Source organism: Pseudomonas sp. LH21, from assembly GCF_036549575.1.
GTDB classification, from domain to species: domain Bacteria; phylum Pseudomonadota; class Gammaproteobacteria; order Pseudomonadales; family Pseudomonadaceae; genus Aquipseudomonas; species Aquipseudomonas peradeniyensis.
In genome coordinates this window covers 1,869,873-1,890,400 of sequence record NZ_CP144367.1, presented here as the reverse complement: position 1 = coordinate 1,890,400, position 20,528 = coordinate 1,869,873, and the positions used below count along the sequence as shown (strand labels likewise).

The following is a 20,528-nucleotide window of genomic DNA, read 5'->3' as shown; positions in this document are numbered from 1 at the left end:
TTACCATAGCGCCCTAATCCAAACGCCCCCTGCCGCCCACCCAACGGATCTTCCATGCGTCTGTTTCACACCTCCGACTGGCACCTGGGCCAGAGCCTGCATGGCCAGGAACGCGATTTCGAACACGCCTGCTTCATCGACTGGCTGCTCGGCCAGCTGCGCCTGCGCCAACCCGACGCGCTGCTGATCGCCGGCGACATCTTCGACACGGTCAACCCGCCGGTCAAAGCCCAGGAGCGTCTCTACGACTTCATTGTCCAGGCCCACGAGCAACAGCCCAAGCTGGATATCGTGATGATCGCCGGCAACCACGACTCAGGCTCGCGCATCGAGCTGCCGGCGCCACTGATGCGCCGCCTGCGCACCCACGCCCTGGGCCGGGTGCACTGGCTCGACGAGGGCCAGCTGGACACCGAGCGGCTGCTGATCCCGTTGACCAACGCCCGTGGCAAGGTCGGCGCCTGGTGCCTGGCCCTGCCCTTCCTGCGTCCGGCCGAAGTCACCGGCCCCGCGCTGGGCGACGACTACCTGCAGGGCATCAACCAGGTCCATGAGCAACTGATCGCCGCAGCGCGCAAGAAGCGCAAGAAAGACCAGGCGCTGGTCGCCATCAGCCACGCGCACATGGCCGGCGGCAGCATCTCGGAGGACTCCGAGCGCAGCCTGATCATCGGCAACGCCGAAGCCCTGCCGGCCAAACTGTTCGACAAGGCCATCAGCTACGTCGCCCTTGGCCACCTGCACAAGCCGCAGAAGGTCAACCGCGAGAACCGCATCCGCTACAGCGGCGCGCCGATCCCGTTGTCGTTCGCCGAGATCAACTACCCGCACCAGGTCCTGGAAGTGGAGCTGGACGGCGCCGAGCTGGTCAGCGTCGAGCCGCGTCCGGTGCCCCGCGCGGTGGCCCTGCAACGGGTCGGCCCGGCGCCACTGGGCGAATTGCTCGAACAGCTCGGGCAACTGCCGGTGATCGACCTGCTCGAAGACCCCAACCGCCAGCCCTGGCTGGAAGTGCGGGTACACCTGGACGAGCCGCAGCCCGACCTGCGCCAGCAGATCGAAGGCGCCCTGCAGGGCAAGGCCGTGCGCCTGGTGCGCATCAGCGCCGAATACGCCGGCAGCGGCCGTGCCGAGGACGACGAACAAGCCTTCGTCGAGCTGGCCCAGATGACCCCGCAGGACCTGTTCGGCCGCGCCTGGGAGCAGGCCTACGGCAACCCCGCCGACGACCAGGCCCTGGCCGATTTCGCCGAATTGCTGCAGGACGTCCTACAAGAGGAGGAGCAGGCATGAAGATCCTCGCCATCCGCCTGAAGAACCTGGCCTCGCTGGCCGGCCCGATCGATATCGACTTCACCGCCGAGCCCCTGGCCAGCGCCGGCCTGTTCGCCATCACCGGGCCCACCGGCGCCGGCAAGAGCACCCTGCTCGACGCCCTGTGCCTGGCCCTGTTCGGCAGCGTGCCACGGCTGAACGACATCGCCCGGGAAGCCAAGGTGCCGGACGCCGACGGCGAGATCCCCACCTCGGATCCGCGTAACCTGCTGCGTCGCGGCACCGGCAGCGGCTTCGCCGAGGTCGATTTCGTCGGCATCGACGGCGGCCGCTACCGCGCCCGCTGGGAAGCCAACCGCGCCCGCGAAAAGGCCACCGGCAAACTGCAGAACAGCCGCCAGAGCCTTTACGACCTGGACAGCGAGCAACTGCTGGGCAGCGGCAAGAACGAGTACAAACAACTGGTCGAGGCCCGCCTGGGCCTGAACTTCGAGCAGTTCACCCGCGCGGTGATGCTGGCCCAGAGCGAGTTCGGTGCTTTCCTCAAGGCCGACGACCGTGAGCGCAGCGAACTGCTGGAAAAACTCACCAACACCGCGATCTACACCCGCCTGGGCCAACGCGCCTTCAGCAAGGCGCGGGAAACCGGCGAAGTTCACAACGACCTGAAGAAGCAGGCCGAGCACCTGCTGCCGATGGACACTGAGGCCCGCGCCGCCCTCGACCAGGCCCTGGAACAGGCCCAGCAACAGTTCAAGGCCGAGCAGACGCGCCAGCGCAAGCTGGAACAGCAACGCACCTGGTTTGCCGAACAACAGCGCCTGCAGGCCCAGCACAGTGAAGCCGGCACGGCCCTGCAAAACGCCGAACACGAATGGCAGCAACTGGCCGAACAGCGCGTCGACCTGCAACGCCTGGAGCGCCTGGCGCCCCAGCGCCACCAGTTCCACCGCCAGCAGCACCTGGCCGGGCAACTGGCCCCGGTGCTGGCCGATATCGACCAGCAACTGCGCCAGCAAACCGAACTGCAGCAACACACCGACGCACTGCAGCAGGCCCTGGAAACGGCCCGCCAGCACCTGGTCCAGCACCAGGCCCTGCACGGTGAAAACGCCCCGCGCCTGCGCCAGGCCTTCGCCGCCCAGGGCGACCTGGCGCGCCTGGACAAGGAGCTTGCCGAACAACGGGAAGCCTGCAACCAGGCCGAACAGGAAGTCGGTGCAGCCCAGCAGCAATTGCAGCAGCTGGAAGACAACCAGCAGCGCAGCCAGCAGCAACTGGCCCGGATCGACAGCGCCCTCGCCGAAAGCGAACCGCTCGGCAGCCTGGCCGACGCCTGGCAGGCCTACCTGCCACAACTCAAGCAGGTGATGCTGATCGGCGGCCGCCTGGCCAAGGGTCGCGAAGAGCTGCCCGGCCTGCAGGCCCAGGCCAGTCAGGCCAACGCCCAGCTGCAAGCCCAGCGCGAGCATTTCGAGTTGCTGTTCCGCGAGGCGGGGGCCGAGCCCCAGGCGCTGGCCGAACAGATCGACCTGCTCGGCGCCATGCTCCAGGACAACCGCAAGCAGCAACGCGCGGTCGAGGAGCTGTCGCGCCTGCATGGCCGCGAAATGGAACTGCGCAACGGCCTCGATGCGCAGCGCGAGCGCCAGCAACAGGCCATGCAGCAGCGCCAGCAACTGATCGGCGAAGGCACGGCGGCCAAGGCCGAACTGGAAAGCGCCGAGCAGGCGCTGACCCTGACCCGCCAGTTGCTCGAGCGCCAGCGCCTGGCGCGCAACACCAGCGTCGAGGAACTGCGCGCCCAGCTGCGCGATGGCGAGCCCTGCCCGGTGTGCGGCAGCGCCGAGCACCCGTTCCATCAACCCGAGGCGTTGCTGCACAGCCTCGGGCGCCACGACCAGGCCGAGGAAGCGGCGGCGCAGCAGCAGGTCGAACAGCTCAATACCAGGTTGGTGGAGCTGCGCACCCAGCTGGGCGTGGTCAACGCCCAGCTAAAGGACTACCAGCAGCAACAGCAGCAGTTGGGCGAGCAGTTGCAGCCCGTGCTCGAGCAGGTCCAGGCCCATGCCCTGTGGCCAGCGCTGGCGCCGCAGGACGACAGCGCCCGTGGCAAGTGGCTGGACGGCCAGCTGCGCCGCCTCGGCGACGAGATCGACCGCGACGAGAAACGCCAGGGCGCCCTGCTCGCCCTGCAAAAAGATGCCGCCCGCCTCACCCAGCAATTGCAGGCCGCCGGCGAAGCCCAGCAACAGGCCCAGCGCCACCTCGACCAGCAGCACCAGGCCCTGGCCGCCGACGAGCAGCAACTCGCGCAGGCCCTCGAAAGCCTCGAAAGCGTGCTGCCCCCGGAGATTCTCCAGGCCCTGCGCGACGACCCGGCCAATGCGTTCCTCGGCCTCGACCAGCAGATAGCCCAACGCCGTCAACAACTCGACCTGCGCAAGGACGAGCTGGAAGAGCAACAGGCTCGCCAGGTCCAACTGGACAAACTGCGCGATCAGCAACAGGCACGCCTGCACAGCCAGCAGCAGCTGCAACAGAAGCTCGCCGTGCTGGACGAACAACGCCGCCAGGCCCAGGCCACCCTGGACGAACTGCTCGGCGAACAGCCCAGCGCCGAAGCCTGGCAGCAGCACATGGACACCCAGCTGGAGCAAGCCCGCACCGCCGAGGCAGACAGCGCCCGGCAACTGCAGGCGCTGCATACCCAGGGTGTGCAGCTGGCCGGCGAGCTCAAGGCCAACCAGCAGCGCCAGCAGGCACTGGAGCAGGAACACCAGCAGTTGCAGGGCGAAATCGCCCAGTGGCGCAGCGAACACCCGGAGCTGGACGACGCCGGCCTCGACCGCCTGCTGGCGATTGACGACAGCCAGGTGAGCGAACTGCGCCAACGCCTGCAGGCCGCGGAAAAAGCCGTCGAGCAAGGCCGCGTGTTACTAGGAGAACGTGAGCAGCGACTGCAGCAACACACTGCCCAGGCCCATGGCGAGCTGCCCGTCGACGCGTTGGAAACCGCACTCGCCGAGCTGGCCGCGCAGCTGGCGGCCCAAGAGCAGCAATGCGCCGAGCTGCGCGCCCAACAGGCCGAGGACCAGCGCCGGCAACAGGCCAGCCAGGCCCTGGCCGAACAGATCGACCAGGCCTACCAGCAATGGCAACGTTGGGCACGCCTGAATGCGTTGATCGGCTCGGCCTCGGGCGATGTGTTCCGCAAGATCGCCCAGGGCTACAACCTCGACCTGCTGCTGCATCACGCCAACAGCCAGTTGCGCCAGCTGGCCCGGCGTTATCGCCTCAAGCGCGGCGGCAGTGCCCTGGGCCTGCTGGTGCTGGACACCGAGATGGGCGACGAGCTGCGTTCGGTGCATTCGCTGTCGGGTGGCGAGACCTTCCTGGTGTCGCTGGCCCTTGCCCTGGGCCTGGCATCCATGGCGTCGAGCACCCTGCGTATCGAATCGCTGTTCATCGACGAAGGCTTCGGCAGCCTCGACCCCGAGTCGCTGCAACTGGCCATGGACGCCCTCGATGGTCTGCAGGCCCAGGGCCGCAAGGTGGCGGTGATCTCCCACGTGCAGGAAATGCACGAGCGCATTCCGGTGCAGATCCAGGTGCGCCGCCAGGGCAATGGCCTGAGCGACGTGGAGGTGTGCGGGTGATCCTCTACTCGTTCCGCCGCTGTCCCTGGGCCATGCGCGCGCGCCTGGCCCTGCGCTACGCCAGCTGCGAAGTGCAGGTCCACGAGGTGAAGATGAAGGAAAAGCCGGCCGAGCTGCTGGCACTGTCGCCCAAGGGCACGGTGCCGGTGCTCGATACCGGGGATGCGGTGCTGGAGGAAAGCCTGGACATCATGCGCTGGGCGCTGGCCCGACATGACCCCGAGGACTGGCGCCTGCAGGCCGATCCCGCCGCGGCGCAGCAGGCCGAAACGCTGATCGCGCGCAACGACGGCACCTTCAAGGCGCAGGTGAACCGGTACAAGTACGCCGAGCGCTACCCCGAGCACACCCGGGCGCACTACCGCGCCCAGGCCGAGCCCTGGCTGGCCGAGTTGGAACGCCTGCTCGAAGGCAGGCCTTACCTGCTGGCCGCTCACCCAAGCCTGGCCGACGCCGCCTTGCTGCCCCTGATGCGCCAGTTTGCCGGGGTCGAACCCGAATGGTTCGCCGAGGCGGCTTATCCGCGGCTGCGGAGCTGGTTGCAGGGCTGGCTGGCATCGCCGCTGTTCAAGGCCGTGATGGCCAAGTGAGACAGCGTGTCGCTCAAAGCGCCAGGATCGGCGCGGACATCAACAACAGCACTACCGCCGTGATACGCCACATCATGCTCTGCCCCTTTGGCGAGTCAAAAAATTAGCGTCAAATTAAATCACATGGCGTTGTGCTATTACCAATGGCTTTACACACTCAATTGGCATGCTTGCTCAGGGCGGCGTGGAAATGCGCGCTCTGCTGCAGGTACTTCTGGGTGTAGCTGTGGGTGTTGGACGCCTTGGCGCTTTGCTCCAGCTGGGCGTGGGCCGGCAGTACGACGGAGGCGGAGATGGCGGATGCGGCGATAACCGGGAAGAGATTGAAGTTCATGTGGGCTGACCTCGACTTCGGTGGTTGACGTTGGCCCGTCGGGGCCTTGGGTCAAAACTTACGCCGATGGACTCGACCACTGAAATTCATTGCAGCAGTAGCGATTATCACGCCTATCGATAATTGGACACGCGCCCCCTGTAGGAGCGGCCTTGTGCCGCGAAAGGGCCGCGCAGCGGCCCCGGCGATTGATGCATTAACGCTGAAATCCTGGGGCCGCTCTGCGGCCCTTTCGCGGCACAAGGCCGCTCCTACAGGGCAAACGCAGGTTCATTCCAAAAACTTGAGATCCGAAGGCGCCTGCTGGGGCAGCTTCTGCACCGTTTCACCCAACTTGCCGCTGCGCGGATCGCGGCGCATGACCACGATCTGGTTGCTCTTCTGGTTAGCCACCAGCAGGTAGTTGCCATCCGGATCGAGGGCAAACTCCCGGGGATGGTCACCCTCCACCGAACGGCGCTGCAGCAGGGTGAGCCGGCCATCGTCCTTGCCCACGGCATACACCACGATCTCGTTGGCGGTACCACGGTTGCTGACATAGAGGAAACGCCCATCGGCCGACAGGTGCAGGCCGCCAGCTGCCTTAGCCGCAGCGTCCGTGCTTTCGGTCAGCGGCAGGCGCTGGCGCTCGGTCAGCGCACCGTCCTGCACATCGAACATCACCACCTCGGCGCTCATCTCCAGGGTCAGGTAGGCATGCCGCCCCTTGGCGTCGAACAGCAGGTGACGTGGGCCGCTGCCAGGCGGCAACTCGACCGCAGGCGGGATCGCCGGGCTCAGCGGGTGCTCGGGGCTGGCGCCGTCGTAGCGGTAGATGAACACCTTGTCGGCGCCCAGGTCGCTAGCGTACAAGTGCCGACCATCGGGCGACAGCACCAGCGAATGCACATGGGCACCAGCCTGGCGCTCGAGGTTGACCTTGCTCGGCGCATGCCGAGCCTGCTGCACCACCGGCTTGAGCTTGCCGTCCCGGGCCACCGGGAACACCACCAGGCTGCCACCGGGGTCGGGGGCAACGGCGTAGTTGGCAACGAACAGGTAGCGCTGGTCGTGGCTGAGGCTGGCGTGGGTCGGCTCATCGCCCTGGCTAGGCACCTGGTTCAACAGCTTGATCTCGCCCTGCTTGCCCAGCGAGAAACTGCTGACCTGGCCCTTGGGCGTTTCATTGACCGCGAACAACTGGCGCTGGTCGGCGGACAGCACCAGCCACGAGGGGCTGACGCTCTTGACCACCTGCCGGGGCGTGGTGTCGATCTGCCCCGTGCGGGAATTGAAGTCGTAGCGGTAGATCCCTTCGCTGCCATTGTCGGTGTAGCTGCCCACCAGCAACGTGGCGGCCTGGGCGTTGACTGAAAACGCCATGAGGCTAGCGGTCAGCAGGTGGGTCCATTTCCTGTTCATCGTCTTCTTCATCCGGGACACGAAAAGCACTCATACAGACTAGACGATGCTCGCCTTCGTCACTGGCCAGGATCCAGTCGTCGCCCGCGCCAGTGGCGGCGGCGACCTGGTCGGGGGTGAAAGACCAGCGACGCAGCTGGCGGCCGTCCATGCATTCGATGGTGAGGCCGGATGCGTCGAAGGTGAAGTCGAAGGCGTGCAGGCCGTCGATCAGGAGCATGTCGCAGGATGCGAGGGCGGTGGCGAGGGTGGTCATGGAGGCACCGATTGAGAAAAATGGCCACCATTATACGCATCGCGGGGCAAGCCCGCTCCCACGCCAGGTAGGTCGTGGGAGCGGGCTTGCCCCGCGATCAGGCCTCGATCAGTGAGCGAAGATCGAACCACCCTCCTTGCCCGCCAGTTTCTCCGGTTTGATCAGGAACCGCGCCAGCGCCGGCAGCAGCCACAGGGCGCCGAACATGTTCCACAGCAGCATGAAGGTCAGCATCAGGCCCATGTCGGCCTGGAACTTGATGGCCGAGAAGATCCAGGTGCACACGCCGATGGCCAGGCACAGGCCGGTGAACAGCACCGCCTTGCCGGTGGAGCGCAGGGTCTCGTAGTAGGCCTCCTGCAACGGCAGGCCGGCACGCAGGAAGCTCTCCAGGCGGCTGTAGATGTAGATGCCGTAGTCCACGCCGATGCCCACGCCCAGCGCCACCACCGGCAGCGTGGCGACCTTCACGCCGATGCCCATGAACGCCATCAGCGCGTTGCCCAGCACCGAGGTCAGCACCAGCGGCAGGACGATGCACAGCGTCGCGGCGAACGAGCGGAAGGTGATCATGCACATCACCGCCACGCAGATGTAGACCAGGATGAGGATGGTCAGCTCGGCCGACTTGATCACCTCGTTGGTGGCCGCCTCGATGCCGGCGTTACCCGCCGCCAGAAGGAACTGCAGGTCGTCCTTGTTGTGGCTGTCGGCAAAGGCCTTGGCCGCGGCGGTGACCCGCTCCAGGGTCTCGGCCTTGTGGTCGTTGAGGAACACCAGTACCGGCGCCAGCGAGCAGTCGGCGTTGTACAGGCCGTCGGCGCGGGCGATCGAGTTGTTGAGGATGTCCGGGTTGCGCGACAGGGTCTCCCATTTCAGGCTGCCCTCGTTCATGCCCTTGATGACCTGTTTCGACACGGTCACCAGGGAGATGGTCGACTGCACCCCCGGGGTGTTGTCCATGGTCCACATCAACTCGTCGATCGGCGCCATGGTCGAGTGGATCGAGCAGCTCTCGGCCGGGGTCTTGACCATGATCACCAGCACGTCGGAACTGGTCGAGTAGTTGCTGATGATGAAGCTGTTGTCCTGGTTGTAGCGCGAGTCCGGGCGCAGCTCCGGCGCGCCCTGGTCGAGGTCGCCGATCTTCAGGTTCTGGCTGTACCAGAGGCCGCCGGCGAAGGCCAGCAGCGCCAGCACCACCGACACCGGCGCCACCTTGGCGCTGGCGAAGTTGGACAGCAGGCGCCAGAACGGGTGCTCGCGGGTGGCGTCCTTCTTGCTGCGGGCGATGGCCTTCTGGCTGATGCCGACGTAGCTGATCGCCACCGGCAGCAGGATCAGGTTGGTGAAGACGATCACCGCCACGCCGATCGAGGCGCCGATGGCCAGCTCGCGGATCACCCCGATGTCGATGATCAGCAGGGTGATGAAGCCCACGGCATCGGCGAGGATGGCGATCATCCCCGGCAGGAACAGCTGGCGGAAGGTGCGCCGCGCCGCGGTCAGGGCGTTGTCGGCGTCGCTGGATTGCAGGGCGATGCCGTTGATCTTCTGCACCCCGTGGGAGATGCCGATGGCGAAGATCAGGAACGGCACCAGCATCGAGTACGGGTCCAGGCCGAAGCCCACCGCGTGCATCAGGCCCAGCTGCCAGACCACCGCCACCAGGGTGGTGATGAGCACGGCGATGGTGCTGCGGATACACCAGGTGAACCAGTACAGCAGCGCCCAGGTGATCACCAGCGCCACGCCGAAGAACATCGCCACCATCACCAGGCCGTCGATCAGGTCGCCGACCTTCTTGGCGAAGCCGACGATATGGATCTTGACGTTGGGGTTCTGCGCCTGGAACTTGTCGCGGATCTTCTCCTCCAGCTGGTGCGAGAACTGCTGGTAGTCGAGCTTGACCTGGCGCCCCGGGTCCTGCGGGTCGGGGTAGCTTTCCAGCAACGGGATGTCGATGATGCTGGACTTGAAGTTGTTGGCCACCAGGCGCCCGACCTGGCCGGACTTGAGCACGTTGTCGCGCAAGGTGTCGAGGCTGTCCTGGGAGCCGTTGTAGGTGTTGGGGATCACCTCGCCGCCAGAGAAGCCTTCTTCGGTGACCTCGCTCCAGCGCACGCTGGGGCTCCACAGCGACTTCAGCCCCGCGCGGTCGACGCCGGGGATGTAGAACACCTCGTCATGGATCTGGCGCAGGGTCTCCATGTAGTCCTTGTCGAAGATGTCACCCTTGGTCGACTCCACCGACACACGCACGGTGTTGCCGAGGTTGGCCAGGTCGTTGCGGTGCTCGAGCATCTGTTCGATGAACGGATGCTGCAGCGGAATCATTTTCTCGAAGCTGGTGGAGGGGCGGATCTGCGTGGCCTGCCAGAACAGGAAGATGCTCACCAGCACGCAGATGGCGATGACGATGGGACGATTGTTGAAGATCAGGCGTTCCAGCAGGGTGGCCTTGTCCTTGTGCTGCATGTCGAAACTCTCCCGGCTGGTCATGGACGCGCCTCCTGGGTACCGTCGGCCGAGGCCAGGTGCACGCCCCCCTGCCCGACCAGCAGCAGACCGCCACCGCCCAGGCCGCTGACGCCCGACAGGGCAATGCGATCGGCGCGGTTGCGCACGCTGAAGGTCTGCCCGTCATCATGGCTGCGCAGCACGCTGCCGCCGTTGCCGACCAGCACCAGGCTGCCGTCTTCGAGAAGCGTAGCGCTTGCCAGGCCGAATTCGAGCGGGCCGCGTTCGGCCTTGAGCTCGATCGGCTGCCAGCTGTCGCCGAAGTCGGTGGAACGGAACAGGTTGCCGCGCAGGCCGTAGGCCAGCAGGGTGTTGGGCTGGGCGGTGCCGATCACGCCGAACAGCGAGCCCTCGTAGGGACCCTGGACCTTGGTCCAGCTCTGGCCGGCGTCGCTGGAGCGGAACATGCCGCCCTGCTCGCCGACGATGAACAGGCCGGCGTCCTTCACCAGGGTGATGGCGTTGAGGTGCAACTGGTCGGGGTTGTCCAGGCGCTCGGCGACGTCCTGCCAATGCTGGCCGCCATCGAGGGTCTCCAGCAGGGCACCGTAGGCGCCCACGGCGAAGCCGTGCTGCGGGTCGAGGAAGCGCACATCGAGCAAGGGGGCCTCGCGGGACAGGTCTTCGAACTGCTTGCTCCAGGTCGCGCCGCCGTCGCTGCTGGCGAGGATCTGCGCGTCGTGGCCGACGGCCCAGCCGCGCTTGTCGTCGAGGAAGAACACGGCGGTGAGCAGTTGCCGGGTGGGGACCCGGGCCTGGGTCCAGGTCTTGCCCTGGTCGTCGGAGAACAGAATGTGGCCGCGGTCGCCGACCACCACCAGGCGCTGCCCGGCGTGGGTGGCGCCGATCAACAGGCTCTGGCTGGCCTTGGCCGACTCCACCGAGTATTGCTCGGCGGCCACCGCCGCCAGGACTTGCCCGGCCCCGATACTCAGCGTCAGCGCCAGCATCGCGCTGGTCGCCAGGCTGTAGCGTGCCCTTGCCCGCTCTCTCATGACTGCCCCCTGTTGTGTTCTTGTGCTGGGTCAATCTATTGCCAGGTACTGTAAAAACCCTGTTCCAGAGCCCTGGAATAGCTTCTGGCCATCGTATCGGGGTTGTTCGGCGGAACACAACGAGCGGGACGTTATGTTTTGTTAACCAGAAGAACAATCGGGGCCGCTGCGCGGCCCTTTCCCTGAAGGGCCTGTCCCGTGACAACACCTCCAAGGGACGGGCTATCCCCTCAGGTGGGCGTGTTCACTCAGGAAACAATATTCTTCAATGACAGGTGCCGCGCATACCAGGGCCGTTGCGGCACCTTGCGCAGCAGGTTCTCGATCTTGTCGTCGGCACCGAAGGTGATGCGCAAGGCAAGCTTCATGGTCTCCACGTCCATCTCTACCGACTTGCCCAGACGCATCCCCGGTTGCGTGCTGCAGCCATGGGTGTCCGGCCCCAGCCAGGGGTCGTCGACTTCTACCCACCGGCCTGGAGCGAACCACGGTACACCGTTGACCTCCAGGCGCCGCACCTGGCCGGGATGGTGACGCTCATGAGCACGGAACCAGTCGTCGATGCGGTCGTCGATCCAGCCATGGAAGCCCCAGAACACCGGGTGCACATGGGAGGAGAACGGATCGCCGAGGAAGTCGTTCTCAGGCTCGAACCAGCGCGCGGCGAAATCCGCCTGGTCGCGGGCGAATGGCACTGGCGCGCCATTGTTCGGATCACGCGGCACCGACGCCCAGCACATGTGCAGCCAGTCGTGCAGGTTCATCTCCAGTTCCGAGCCGAAGGCGCCCAGGGTCAGTTTCGACAGGTACACCGGGTCCTGGTATTGCGACTCCCACACCTGGAAGTTGCTGCAATAGGTCTCACCTGCCTTGATCGCCCCGACCCACTGCCCATAGGCTTCATCGCCCGGGGCCTGCCAGCCTGGCGGCACGCAGCAGCCGTCGTGGTTATCGAAGTAGCGGGCGAAACCTGCTCGATCGAACTCGACGCTCGGCTGCGGCAGCGGGAAGCGCTGCCAGGAAGGCAGGTCCTGCAAGGTGCGCGCATACATCAGCATGTGCCGGTGCATGAACAGGAAATCGATACCAGAGCCATTGCGGTGCTTGCGCGGGCCACGGGCATCGCGCTCACGGTCCCGTGGCCCCGGCTGCCAGCCCAGGCCACGCAGGGCATCCTGCTTTTTCTCCGGCAGCTTGTGCCACTTGTCGCGGGTGGCGTGCCAGAGCTGGTGGAACAGGCGATGTTCAGCGCTGACCACCCACTCACGCATTTCGGGAGTATAAGGCAGACGCTCACGGGCTTCGGGGAACAGACGCTTGACCGCGACAAAACGGCTGTCGGGCACCGGCAGGGTCAGTGGTCGATCCAGGCGCTGGACGCGGCCGCTCAACGTGCCGCTGCCGGCATTGGCGAACTCGGCCCAGACCTCGTCGAGACTCGCCACGCACTCATAGCTTGGCCCGCCGTGCTGGCTGAGCAGGCGCCAACGCACCTCGGTGCTGCTGGCACCGACCAGATCACCGAGCACACGATAGGCCGGCTCGGCAACGCCGCGCAGACCCTGACCGGTATCGACGAATCCGCGCAGGCCACGACCTTTGGTGGCGACATCGAGGAACATCTCGACGCCCTCCTGAGGCAGCCCGTCCAGTCCTCGTTCGGCACCGTCGAAGCGGATCTCCCACACGCCACGCAGTTGGTCCGCCAGGACCTGCCCGGCATAATCGGCCAGCTCCACGCTGGCTTCGCCGGGCGTGACGATATCGTCTTCAGGGTCGTGGGTCAGTTGCTTGTGCGCGTAATAGGCCGCCGTGCCTGTGGCGCCCGCCACAGCCAGGCCAGCGATGAATCCTCGTCGGGAAATTGTCATTGCGCCTCAATCCGTCTTCGCGTGCCGCGACTTCTATCCAAGCTAGGACGTAGGTGGGCCGAGGAAATTTAGCCTTCTAATTAACCAACCGGCATGCTCGTCTGTTGGGTATCTCCCGCTGACAGAGGCATACCCATGACCTCCCTGCTCGATCGCCTGACCCAACCGATCAAGGCCACGCCCTACCGGGTCTTCGACCTCGACCTCAAAGCCATCGAACCCCTGAGCCCGTCGCTGAGCCGCTTCGTCTTCACCGGCGAAGACGTGGCGCAGATGACCACCCTGGCCCCCGACCAGCGCGTCAAGCTGCTGTTCCCGACGCCCGCCGGAGCGCCGCCGAGCCTGCCCAAGCACGAGCAGTGGCAACAGGCGCGGCGCGAGCTGGCAGCTCAGGACATGCCACCGATGCGCACCTACACCATTCGCGCCCTGCGCCGCGATGCCCTCGAAGTGGATGTGGACTTCGTCCTGCACGGCGTCAATGGCCCGGCCTCGGCCTGGGCCACCCATGCCCGCCCGGGTGACCGCCTGCAGATGGTCGCGCCCAACCTGGCCTATGCGGACGACCCCGGCGGCTACGAGTGGAAGCCGCCGCACAGCGCCCGGCGCATCCTGCTGGTCGGTGACGAAACCGCCTTGCCAGCCATCGCCGGCATCCTCGAACAGTTGGCCGCGAGGGCACCGGAACTGCTGGCGGAGGCCTATATCGAAGTGCCGCTGGAAGCCGACTGCCTCGACCTGCGCCACAGCCCGGCCACCCGCCTGCATTGGCTGCCGCGCGATCTGCTGCGTAGCGAACATGGCCAGGGCATGCTGCACGCCGTGCGCGAGCTGGCCAGCCTGCCGGCCGTGCGTGGCGCGTCGACGGTCGAGCTGGAGGACGTGGATATCGACGAGCGCATCCTGTGGGAACAGGCCAGCGGCGAGCACGGCGACTTCCATGCCTGGATCGCCGGGGAATCGGGGACTGTGATGGATATCCGCCGATACCTGATCAAGGAGCGCGGCTTGCCGAGGGAAAGCCTGACGCTGATGGGCTACTGGCGCGCCGGGCGTACCTTCGACTGATACCTGCGCCCTGTAGAAGATCACTTACGGAACAGAAGAGTAAGCATCACCAACGTGGGAGCGGGCTTGCCCCGCGATGCGGTTTATGGCACCGGCTTTGCCGGTGATCGCGGGGCAAGCCCGCTCCCACGCCGTTCCAGTCAAGTCAGCAAGTTACGTATTGCTCCATGGGAAGGCCTTAGCCAGCCAGTACCGCCGCCGCAACCGCCTCGGCAAACCTTGCCGCCACCTCATCGACCTGCTCGGCGCTGATGATCAGCGGCGGCAAAAAGCGCACCACCGCACCATGGCGACCGCCCAATTCGAGGATCAGGCCACGGCGCAGGCATTCGCGCTGTACCTTCGGCGCCAGCTTGCGGCAGGCCGGAGGGTGCCCCTGGACGTCGCGCTTGCCCGTCGGATCCACCAGCTCCACGCCCAGCATCAGGCCACGGCCACGGATGTCGCCAAGCTGCGGATAGTCCTGCTGCAAGCGCTGCAGATGCCCGCGCAGACGCTGCCCCATGGCCTCGGCGTGCTCGCACAGGCGGTGCTCCACCAGGTACTTCATCACCGCGGAGCCTGCGGCCATGGCCATCTGGTTGCCACGGAAGGTTCCGGCGTGGGCGCCCGGCGACCACTGGTCGAGCCAGTCGCGATAGACCATCACCGCCAGCGGCAGGCTGCCACCAATGGCCTTGGACAGGGTTACCACGTCGGGCACGATGCCGGCGTGCTCGAAGGCAAACATCTTGCCGGTGCGGGCAAAGCCACTCTGGATCTCGTCAACGATCAGCGCCACCCCGGCCTGCTCGGTAATCCGGCGCAGCCCGCGCAGCCACTCGATGTCGGCAGGAATCACACCACCCTCGCCCTGCACCACCTCGACGATCACCGCCGCCGGCAGCGCCACGCCGGCCTCCGGATCGCACAGCAGGTTTTCCAGGTAGTGCAGGTTGGCGCGCACGCCCGCCTCGCCACCGAGGCCGAACGGGCAGCGGTAGTCATAGGGATACGGCAGGAACTGCACGCCATTGTTCAACAGTGCGCCGAGCGGCTTTTTCGGCCCCAGGCTGCCCATCAGGCTCAGCGCGCCCTGGGTCATGCCATGGTAGGCCCCCTGGAACGCCAGCACGGTGCTGCGCCCGGTCACCGTGCGCACCAGTTTGAGCGCCGCTTCGACCGCGTCGGTACCGGTCGGGCCGCAGAACTGGATCTTCGCCTCCCCGCGCAAACCTTCAGGCAGCAGAGCGAACAGGTCCTGGACGAACTGATCCTTGACCGGCGTGGTCAGGTCCAGGGTGTGCAGCGGCAACTCATCGGCCAGCACGCGCTGGATCGCGTCGATCACCACCGGATGGTTGTGCCCCAGGGCCAGGGTGCCAGCGCCGGCCAGGCAGTCGATGAACTGGCGGCCCTCGACGTCCTCGACGTACAGGCCACGGGCGCGTTTGAGCGCCAGGGGGATGCGCCGCGGGTAGCTGCGGGCGTTGGACTCCTGCTGCTGCTGGCGCAACAGCAGGGGCGAATCCTCGAATTCGTACAGGGGGCGCGGCGTGGTGGCCGGCAGCACCTGGGCAAGGCTGGAAGCGGTCGACATCGGAAAATCCCTCGCAAGCAAGCGAATGTGCCCGCCACGCGCCCTGTAACCGGATGTGTGTCGGGTTCTTATCGTTTGAAAAACGCTTCAGCGAGGTGCGGATTTAGCGGTTGCCGTGGGATTTGTTGTGAATGTACGACCTGCATCGCGGGGCAAGCCCGCTCCCACAGACTCATGCGCCAAGCTGCGTGGGAGCGGGCTTGCCCCGCGATGGGTACAACGCCGAACTCAACTCCCCGAACGCGCCGGTACCTGCAGGCTTACCCGCAAACCATCGGCCCGACTGTCGAACCGCAGGTTGCCGGCGCAGCGCTGGACGATGGCCTGGACGATCGCCAGCCCCAGGCCGCAGCCACCGCTCTGGCCGTTGCGCCAGAAACGTTCGGTCAGATGTTCAAGGTCTTCCTGGGCAATCCCCGGTCCATGATCGCGCACCAGGAAGTCCACCTGCCCGTCCTGCGCCTGCACCTCAAGCTCAACGGCGGCATCGCCGCCATGGCGCAGGGCGTTGTCCAGCAGGTTGCGCAGCGCCGCCACCGCCAGCGGCGCCGGCATGCTCAGGTAGACCTTGGCCGCCGCCTCGGGCAGGCGCAGGTGGATGCGCCGGTTGTCGCCACCGCCGGCGTCCTCGATGGCCTGCCGGGCAACCTGCTCGGCGCTGCACTGCACGCCATCGTCGAAGGACAGGCTGCCCTCGACCCGCGCCAGCATCAGCAGTTGCTCCAAGGTACGGTGCATGCGATCGGTCCCCTGCTCGGCATGCTCCAGCGCTTGTTCACGCACGGTGCCATCGGTCATCCGCGCCACCTGAAGGTGGGTCTTGATGGCAGTCAGCGGGCTGCGCAGCTCATGGGCGGCGTCGTCGGTCAGGCGGCGTTCGCGTTCAATGGTCTGGGCGATGCGCAAAAACAGCTGGTTCTGGGTGTCGAGCAGCGGTTGCAGCTCGCTGGGCAGGCCGGCCACCTGCAACGGCTCGACGCTGTCGGCACGGCGCCTGCGCAAGGCATCACGCATGCGATTGAGCGGCTCCAGCCCCTTGCCAAGGCCGATCCACAACAGCCCCAGGCTGCCCAGCAATGCCATCAGCACCGGCGCCGAGGCCGCCAGCAGGATCGACTGGTTCAGCGCCTCGCGCTCCTGGTGACGATCGGCGGTGGTAATGCGCACATCGCCATGGTTGTAGGTGAAGGTGCGCCAGGAAGCGCCGTCGATGGTCTGGTCACGGAAGCCGCTGCGCTCGTCGTCCATGGTGCCATCGTGCTTGTGGTTGCTGGCGAGGATTTCGCCGCGCAGCGAGCTGACCTGGCAGGCCATGCCGTCCGGCACGCTGAACTGGTCGGCGGAAAAGTGCGCGTCCTGGCCCTTGGCAGTCAACGGTTGCGGCAACTGGTCGATCAGCCCCGCGACCATGCGCGCCGACGCCACCAGGCGCTGGTCGAGGGAAAACATCATCTGCTGGCGCAGGTCGCGCAGCATCCATGCCGCCGCCAGCACCCAGATGACGATGAACACACTGCCGAGAATCAGTGAAAGGCGAACCCGCAGGCTCATGACGCGCCCTCCTCCGGCGCCTGGGCCGGCCCCAGGCGGTAGCCAAGGCCGCGCACGGTCTCGACGATGCCGTTGCCCAGTTTGCGCCGCAGGTGATGGATATGCACGTTCAGCGCGTTGCTTTCGACCTCATCGCTGAAACCGTAGACGCAGTCCTTGAGCTGTTCGCTGGACAGCACGCGCCCCGGGTTCTGCAGCAAGGCCTGAAGCAATGCCTGCTCTCGACGCGACAGGTCCACCGCCTGGCCGGCCAGGGTGGCCGCGCAACTGCTGGGGTCGTAGCGCAGCGGGCCGTGCTCGATGACATTCACCGCCCGCCCGGCCACACGACGCAGCAGGGTGTGCAGGCGCGCGGCCAGTTCGCGCAGGTCGAAGGGCTTGAGCAGGTAGTCGTCGGCGCCCGCCTGCAGGCCATCGACCCGATCGGTGACCGCGTCGCGGGCGGTGAGCACCAGCACCGGCAGGGTCTCGCCCTGCTGGCGCAGGCGGCGCAGCAGCTTGAGGCCGTCCTCGTCGGGCAGGCCCAGGTCGAGGATCATCACGTCGAACTTCGCCGTCCCGAGCATCTGCCGGGCCTGCGAGGCGCTGGCCACCCGGTCCACGGTCAGGCCCTGGGCCGAAAGGCCGGCGCAGATGCCGCTGGCGATCAGGTCGTCGTCCTCGCAGAGCAGAACGTGCATGAGGGGGTCTCTCCTGGGTGGGGAAGCTGGCATTGCACAGGGTGGCGATTAAGGGGGGATTATGAACGGGTTTGGAGGATTTCGTCGGGCTGATAGCATCGGGACAGACAAGGCTGCCGCCGGTCCTAGGACCAACTTAACCTTCAGTTAATAACCCCAGGCCAGCATGGCCCTCTTCAAAGCTCTGCCAAGGCGCCGACATGCGTGTTCTCCTGCTCTTCCTGACATTCCTGCTCGCCGGCCCCCTCCAGGCCAACCCCTTTGCGGTAAAGCCGGACTTCCTGCCGGTCAACGAGGCCTTCGTCCTGACTCACGATCGCCTGGAAAACGGCCAGATGCGCCTGCATTTCCTGATCAAGGATGGCTACTACCTCTACCAGAAGCGCCTGAAATTCGACGGCCTACCCGCCGAACAGCACCCGTCCCTGCCCCAGGCCGAAAACCACCACGACGAGTTCTTCGGCGACAGTGCGGTATACCGCACCGAACTGGAGCTGCTGCTGCCGGCTAACACCAGCGGTGAGCTGCGCCTAGGCTGGCAAGGCTGCGCCGACGCCGGCCTGTGCTACCCACCGCAGACCACGCCAATAGCCCTGGGCGGCAGCACCGCGCCAGCCGCCGCTGCCGACCAAGCCAGCGACCAGGCCCTGGCCGGCACCCTGCAACAGGACAGCCTGGCCTGGAGCCTGCTGGCGTTCTTCGGCCTGGGCCTGCTGCTGGCCTTCACCCCGTGTTCGCTGCCGATGCTGCCGATCCTCGCCGGACTGGTCCTGGGCAACGGTGCCAACGCCCGCCGCGGCTGGTGGCTGGCCGGCGTCTACGTACTGAGCATGGCACTGGTCTACGCCGCCCTCGGCGTGATCGCCGCGCTGCTGGGCGCCAGCCTGCAGGCCTGGCTGCAACAGCCCTGGCTGCTGGGCAGCCTGGCCGGCCTGTTCATACTCCTGGCCCTGCCGATGTTCGGCGCCTTCGAACTGCAATTGCCGACCGCCCTGCGCGACCGCCTGGACCGCGCCGGGCAAGGCACCCGTGGCGGCAACCTGTACGGCGCGGCGTTGCTGGGCGCCCTTTCGGGCCTGCTGCTGGGCCCGTGCATGACCGCGCCGCTGGCCGGCGCGCTCTTGTTCATCGCCCAGAGCGGTGACGTGCTGCAAGGGGCGCTGGTGCTGTTCACCCTCGGGCTGGGTATGGGCGTTCCCCTGCTGTTGCTGGTCACCCTGGGCAACCGCTACCTGCCACGCCCGGGCGCCTGGATGAACCTGGTCAAGGGCTTGTTCGGCTTCGTGTTCCTGGCCATGGCCCTGTACACGGTGCGTGGCCTGCTGGCGGAAACCCTGGTGCTGGCCCTGGCCGGCGCCTGGCTGATCGCCCTGGGCTGGGCCGCCTGGCCGGCCCTGCAGCGCCTGCCCGCCTTGCGCGCCATTCCCCTGCTCGGCGCCTTGTGGGGGGGCCTGCTGCTGGTGGGCGCCGCAGCCGGGGGCAACGACCTGTGGCAACCCCTGCAGCCCTTCGCCGGCAAGGGCACCGCGCAAGCTCCGGCCAACGCCCACGACGCCTTCGTCACCGTGAACGCGCCGGCCGACCTGCAGCGTGAGCTCGACGCCGCCAAGGCACGTGGCCAGTGGGTGCTGGTGGACTACTATGCCGACTGGTGCGTGTCGTGCAAGGTCATGGAAAAGCAGGTGTTCGGCCGTGGCGATGTCCAGGCCAGCCTGGCCGGCGTGCACCTGCTGCGCCTGGACGTGACCGCCGACTCCCCGGCCAGCCGCGAACTGCTGCAGCGTTACCAGGTGCCAGGCCCGCCCAGCCTGATCTGGATCGGCCCGGAAGGCGACGAGCGCCGCGCTCGCCGCATCACCGGGGAGATCGACGCCGCCGGGTTCCTGCAACACTGGGCCCAGACCAGGAGCCAAGGCTGATGCTGACCGTCACCCTCGGGCCACTGACCATGGCCCTGAACCACCTGCTGCTGCTCGCGGCGCTGGGCATCGCCAGCCTGGTCGGCTGGCGGGTGGCCAGGCGCGGCGGTGAAAACCCGGAATCTGCGCTGTTCAATCTGTTCCTGCTGGGCCTGCTGTTCGCCCGCCTGGGCTTCGTCCTGGCCTACTGGCCGATGTACCGCGACGACCCGCTGCAGGTCATCGACATCCGCGACGGCGGCTTCCTGCTCTGGGGCGGCCTGCTGGGCATCGTCCTCGGCACCCTGTGGCAGGGCTGGCGGCGCCCCGGCCTGCGCCGCCCCCTGGGCTGGGCGTTGTTCAGCGGCGCGCTGTTCTGGGGCCTCGGCAGCCTGGCCAGCCACCTCTACAGCAAGGGTACCGAACTGCCGGACATGAGCCTGCGCGACAACCGTGGCCAGGCGGTGGCCCTGCACAGCTACCGCGGGCGGCCGCTGGTGATCAACATCTGGGCCACCTGGTGCCCGCCCTGCCGGCGCGAAATGCCAGTGTTGCAACAGGCCGAGGACGACTACCCCCACGTGACCTTCCTGTTCGTCAACCAGGGAGAAACCCCGGAGAACGTCAGCACCTTCATGGCCACCACCGGCCTGACCCTGTCCCACGTGCTGTTCGACGGCACCGGCGAGCTGGCCCGCAAGGTCGGCTCCATGGCCCTGCCCACCACCCTGTTCTACAACGCCGAAGGGCGGCTGGTCGGCAGCCACCTGGGCGAACTGTCGCGCGCCAGCCTGCGCCACGCCCTGGAACCCTTCGAACGCGCCGATGCGCCCGCCCCACAAGGAAACTGA

At 66.7% G+C, this 20,528-nt stretch carries 15 protein-coding genes; 6 read left to right on the top strand and 9 right to left on the bottom strand.

The window, feature by feature from the left end:
* The first annotated feature begins 54 nt into the window (after positions 1-54).
* The 3 genes from VUG52_RS08735 to VUG52_RS08725 are packed head-to-tail and all read left to right on the top strand — an operon-like array spanning position 55 to position 5,524.
* Entirely contained in the window at positions 55-1,293 is a 1,239-nt protein-coding gene (locus tag VUG52_RS08735; protein ID WP_262974330.1) for an exonuclease SbcCD subunit D C-terminal domain-containing protein, read from the top strand.
* A complete protein-coding gene (locus tag VUG52_RS08730; protein ID WP_331832704.1) occupies positions 1,290-4,934 on the top strand; it encodes an AAA family ATPase in 3,645 nt (1,214 codons plus the stop codon). Before VUG52_RS08735 ends, VUG52_RS08730 begins: the two co-directional genes overlap by 4 nt.
* Positions 4,931-5,524 (top strand): glutathione S-transferase, encoded by a 594-nt coding sequence (locus VUG52_RS08725; RefSeq protein WP_262951157.1) that lies wholly within the window; start codon positions 4,931-4,933, stop codon positions 5,522-5,524. The genes VUG52_RS08730 and VUG52_RS08725 overlap by 4 nt, the downstream gene beginning before the upstream one ends.
* Positions 5,525-5,681: 157 nt before the next feature.
* Here VUG52_RS08725 and VUG52_RS08720 read toward each other — a convergent pair whose 3' ends face one another.
* From VUG52_RS08720 to pvdP, 6 genes are all read right to left on the bottom strand, one after another.
* Positions 5,682-5,858, bottom strand: coding sequence for a hypothetical protein (locus tag VUG52_RS08720; RefSeq protein WP_167388412.1), 177 nt, complete (start codon positions 5,856-5,858; stop codon positions 5,682-5,684).
* 270 nt (positions 5,859-6,128) lie between these two features.
* Positions 6,129-7,259 (bottom strand): lactonase family protein, encoded by a 1,131-nt coding sequence (locus tag VUG52_RS08715; protein WP_052896053.1) that lies wholly within the window; start codon positions 7,257-7,259, stop codon positions 6,129-6,131.
* Positions 7,225-7,515, bottom strand: a complete 291-nt coding sequence (locus VUG52_RS08710) for a DUF5629 family protein (protein WP_050706552.1) — start codon at positions 7,513-7,515, stop codon at positions 7,225-7,227. Before VUG52_RS08710 ends, VUG52_RS08715 begins: the two co-directional genes overlap by 35 nt.
* Positions 7,516-7,623: 108 nt before the next feature.
* Positions 7,624-10,017, bottom strand: a complete 2,394-nt coding sequence (locus tag VUG52_RS08705) for an efflux RND transporter permease subunit (protein ID WP_050706553.1) — start codon at positions 10,015-10,017, stop codon at positions 7,624-7,626.
* Positions 10,014-11,030: a WD40/YVTN/BNR-like repeat-containing protein gene (locus tag VUG52_RS08700; RefSeq protein WP_050706554.1), complete on the bottom strand. Its 1,017-nt coding sequence runs from the start codon at positions 11,028-11,030 to the stop codon at positions 10,014-10,016. Before VUG52_RS08700 ends, VUG52_RS08705 begins: the two co-directional genes overlap by 4 nt.
* Before the next feature lie 248 nt (positions 11,031-11,278).
* Positions 11,279-12,901 carry a pyoverdine maturation tyrosinase PvdP gene (gene pvdP, locus VUG52_RS08695; RefSeq protein ID WP_050706555.1) on the bottom strand — a complete coding sequence of 541 codons (1,623 nt, stop codon included), beginning with the start codon at positions 12,899-12,901 and terminating at the stop codon, positions 11,279-11,281.
* 135 nt (positions 12,902-13,036) lie between these two features.
* Between pvdP and VUG52_RS08690 the strand changes: the two genes are divergently transcribed.
* Positions 13,037-13,969 (top strand): siderophore-interacting protein, encoded by a 933-nt coding sequence (locus VUG52_RS08690; RefSeq protein ID WP_050706556.1) that lies wholly within the window; start codon positions 13,037-13,039, stop codon positions 13,967-13,969.
* A 178-nt stretch (positions 13,970-14,147) separates the two neighbouring features.
* Here VUG52_RS08690 and VUG52_RS08685 read toward each other — a convergent pair whose 3' ends face one another.
* The 3 genes from VUG52_RS08685 to VUG52_RS08675 form a co-directional block, all read right to left on the bottom strand.
* Positions 14,148-15,548: an aspartate aminotransferase family protein gene (locus tag VUG52_RS08685; protein WP_050706557.1), complete on the bottom strand. Its 1,401-nt coding sequence runs from the start codon at positions 15,546-15,548 to the stop codon at positions 14,148-14,150.
* Positions 15,549-15,776: 228 nt separating this feature from the next.
* Positions 15,777-17,099, bottom strand: coding sequence for an ATP-binding protein (locus VUG52_RS08680; RefSeq protein WP_050706558.1), 1,323 nt, complete (start codon positions 17,097-17,099; stop codon positions 15,777-15,779).
* Entirely contained in the window at positions 17,096-17,779 is a 684-nt protein-coding gene (locus VUG52_RS08675) for a response regulator (RefSeq protein WP_050706559.1), read from the bottom strand. Before VUG52_RS08675 ends, VUG52_RS08680 begins: the two co-directional genes overlap by 4 nt.
* Positions 17,780-17,979: 200 nt before the next feature.
* On the opposite strand from VUG52_RS08675, the gene dsbD reads away from it, so the two are divergent.
* Both dsbD and VUG52_RS08665 read left to right on the top strand, forming a co-directional pair.
* Positions 17,980-19,698, top strand: a complete 1,719-nt coding sequence (gene dsbD / locus VUG52_RS08670; RefSeq protein WP_262951152.1) for a protein-disulfide reductase DsbD — start codon at positions 17,980-17,982, stop codon at positions 19,696-19,698.
* Positions 19,698-20,528, top strand: coding sequence for a TlpA family protein disulfide reductase (locus VUG52_RS08665; protein ID WP_050706561.1), 831 nt, complete (start codon positions 19,698-19,700; stop codon positions 20,526-20,528). Before dsbD ends, VUG52_RS08665 begins: the two co-directional genes overlap by 1 nt.

Coding starts and splice junctions, on each gene's coding strand:
- VUG52_RS08720 (WP_167388412.1), bottom strand. CDS start 5,858: ATGAACTTCAATCTCTTCCCGGTTATCGCCGCATCCGCCATCTCCGCC.
- VUG52_RS08735 (WP_262974330.1), top strand. CDS start 55: ATGCGTCTGTTTCACACCTCCGACTGGCACCTGGGCCAGAGCCTGCAT.
- VUG52_RS08685 (WP_050706557.1), bottom strand. CDS start 15,548: ATGTCGACCGCTTCCAGCCTTGCCCAGGTGCTGCCGGCCACCACGCCG.
- VUG52_RS08690 (WP_050706556.1), top strand. CDS start 13,037: ATGACCTCCCTGCTCGATCGCCTGACCCAACCGATCAAGGCCACGCCC.
- VUG52_RS08680 (WP_050706558.1), bottom strand. CDS start 17,099: ATGAGCCTGCGGGTTCGCCTTTCACTGATTCTCGGCAGTGTGTTCATC.
- VUG52_RS08715 (WP_052896053.1), bottom strand. CDS start 7,259: ATGAACAGGAAATGGACCCACCTGCTGACCGCTAGCCTCATGGCGTTT.
- pvdP (WP_050706555.1), bottom strand. CDS start 12,901: ATGACAATTTCCCGACGAGGATTCATCGCTGGCCTGGCTGTGGCGGGC.
- dsbD (WP_262951152.1), top strand. CDS start 17,980: ATGCGTGTTCTCCTGCTCTTCCTGACATTCCTGCTCGCCGGCCCCCTC.
- VUG52_RS08700 (WP_050706554.1), bottom strand. CDS start 11,030: ATGAGAGAGCGGGCAAGGGCACGCTACAGCCTGGCGACCAGCGCGATG.
- VUG52_RS08730 (WP_331832704.1), top strand. CDS start 1,290: ATGAAGATCCTCGCCATCCGCCTGAAGAACCTGGCCTCGCTGGCCGGC.
- VUG52_RS08710 (WP_050706552.1), bottom strand. CDS start 7,515: ATGACCACCCTCGCCACCGCCCTCGCATCCTGCGACATGCTCCTGATC.
- VUG52_RS08705 (WP_050706553.1), bottom strand. CDS start 10,017: ATGACCAGCCGGGAGAGTTTCGACATGCAGCACAAGGACAAGGCCACC.
- VUG52_RS08675 (WP_050706559.1), bottom strand. CDS start 17,779: ATGCACGTTCTGCTCTGCGAGGACGACGACCTGATCGCCAGCGGCATC.
- VUG52_RS08665 (WP_050706561.1), top strand. CDS start 19,698: ATGCTGACCGTCACCCTCGGGCCACTGACCATGGCCCTGAACCACCTG.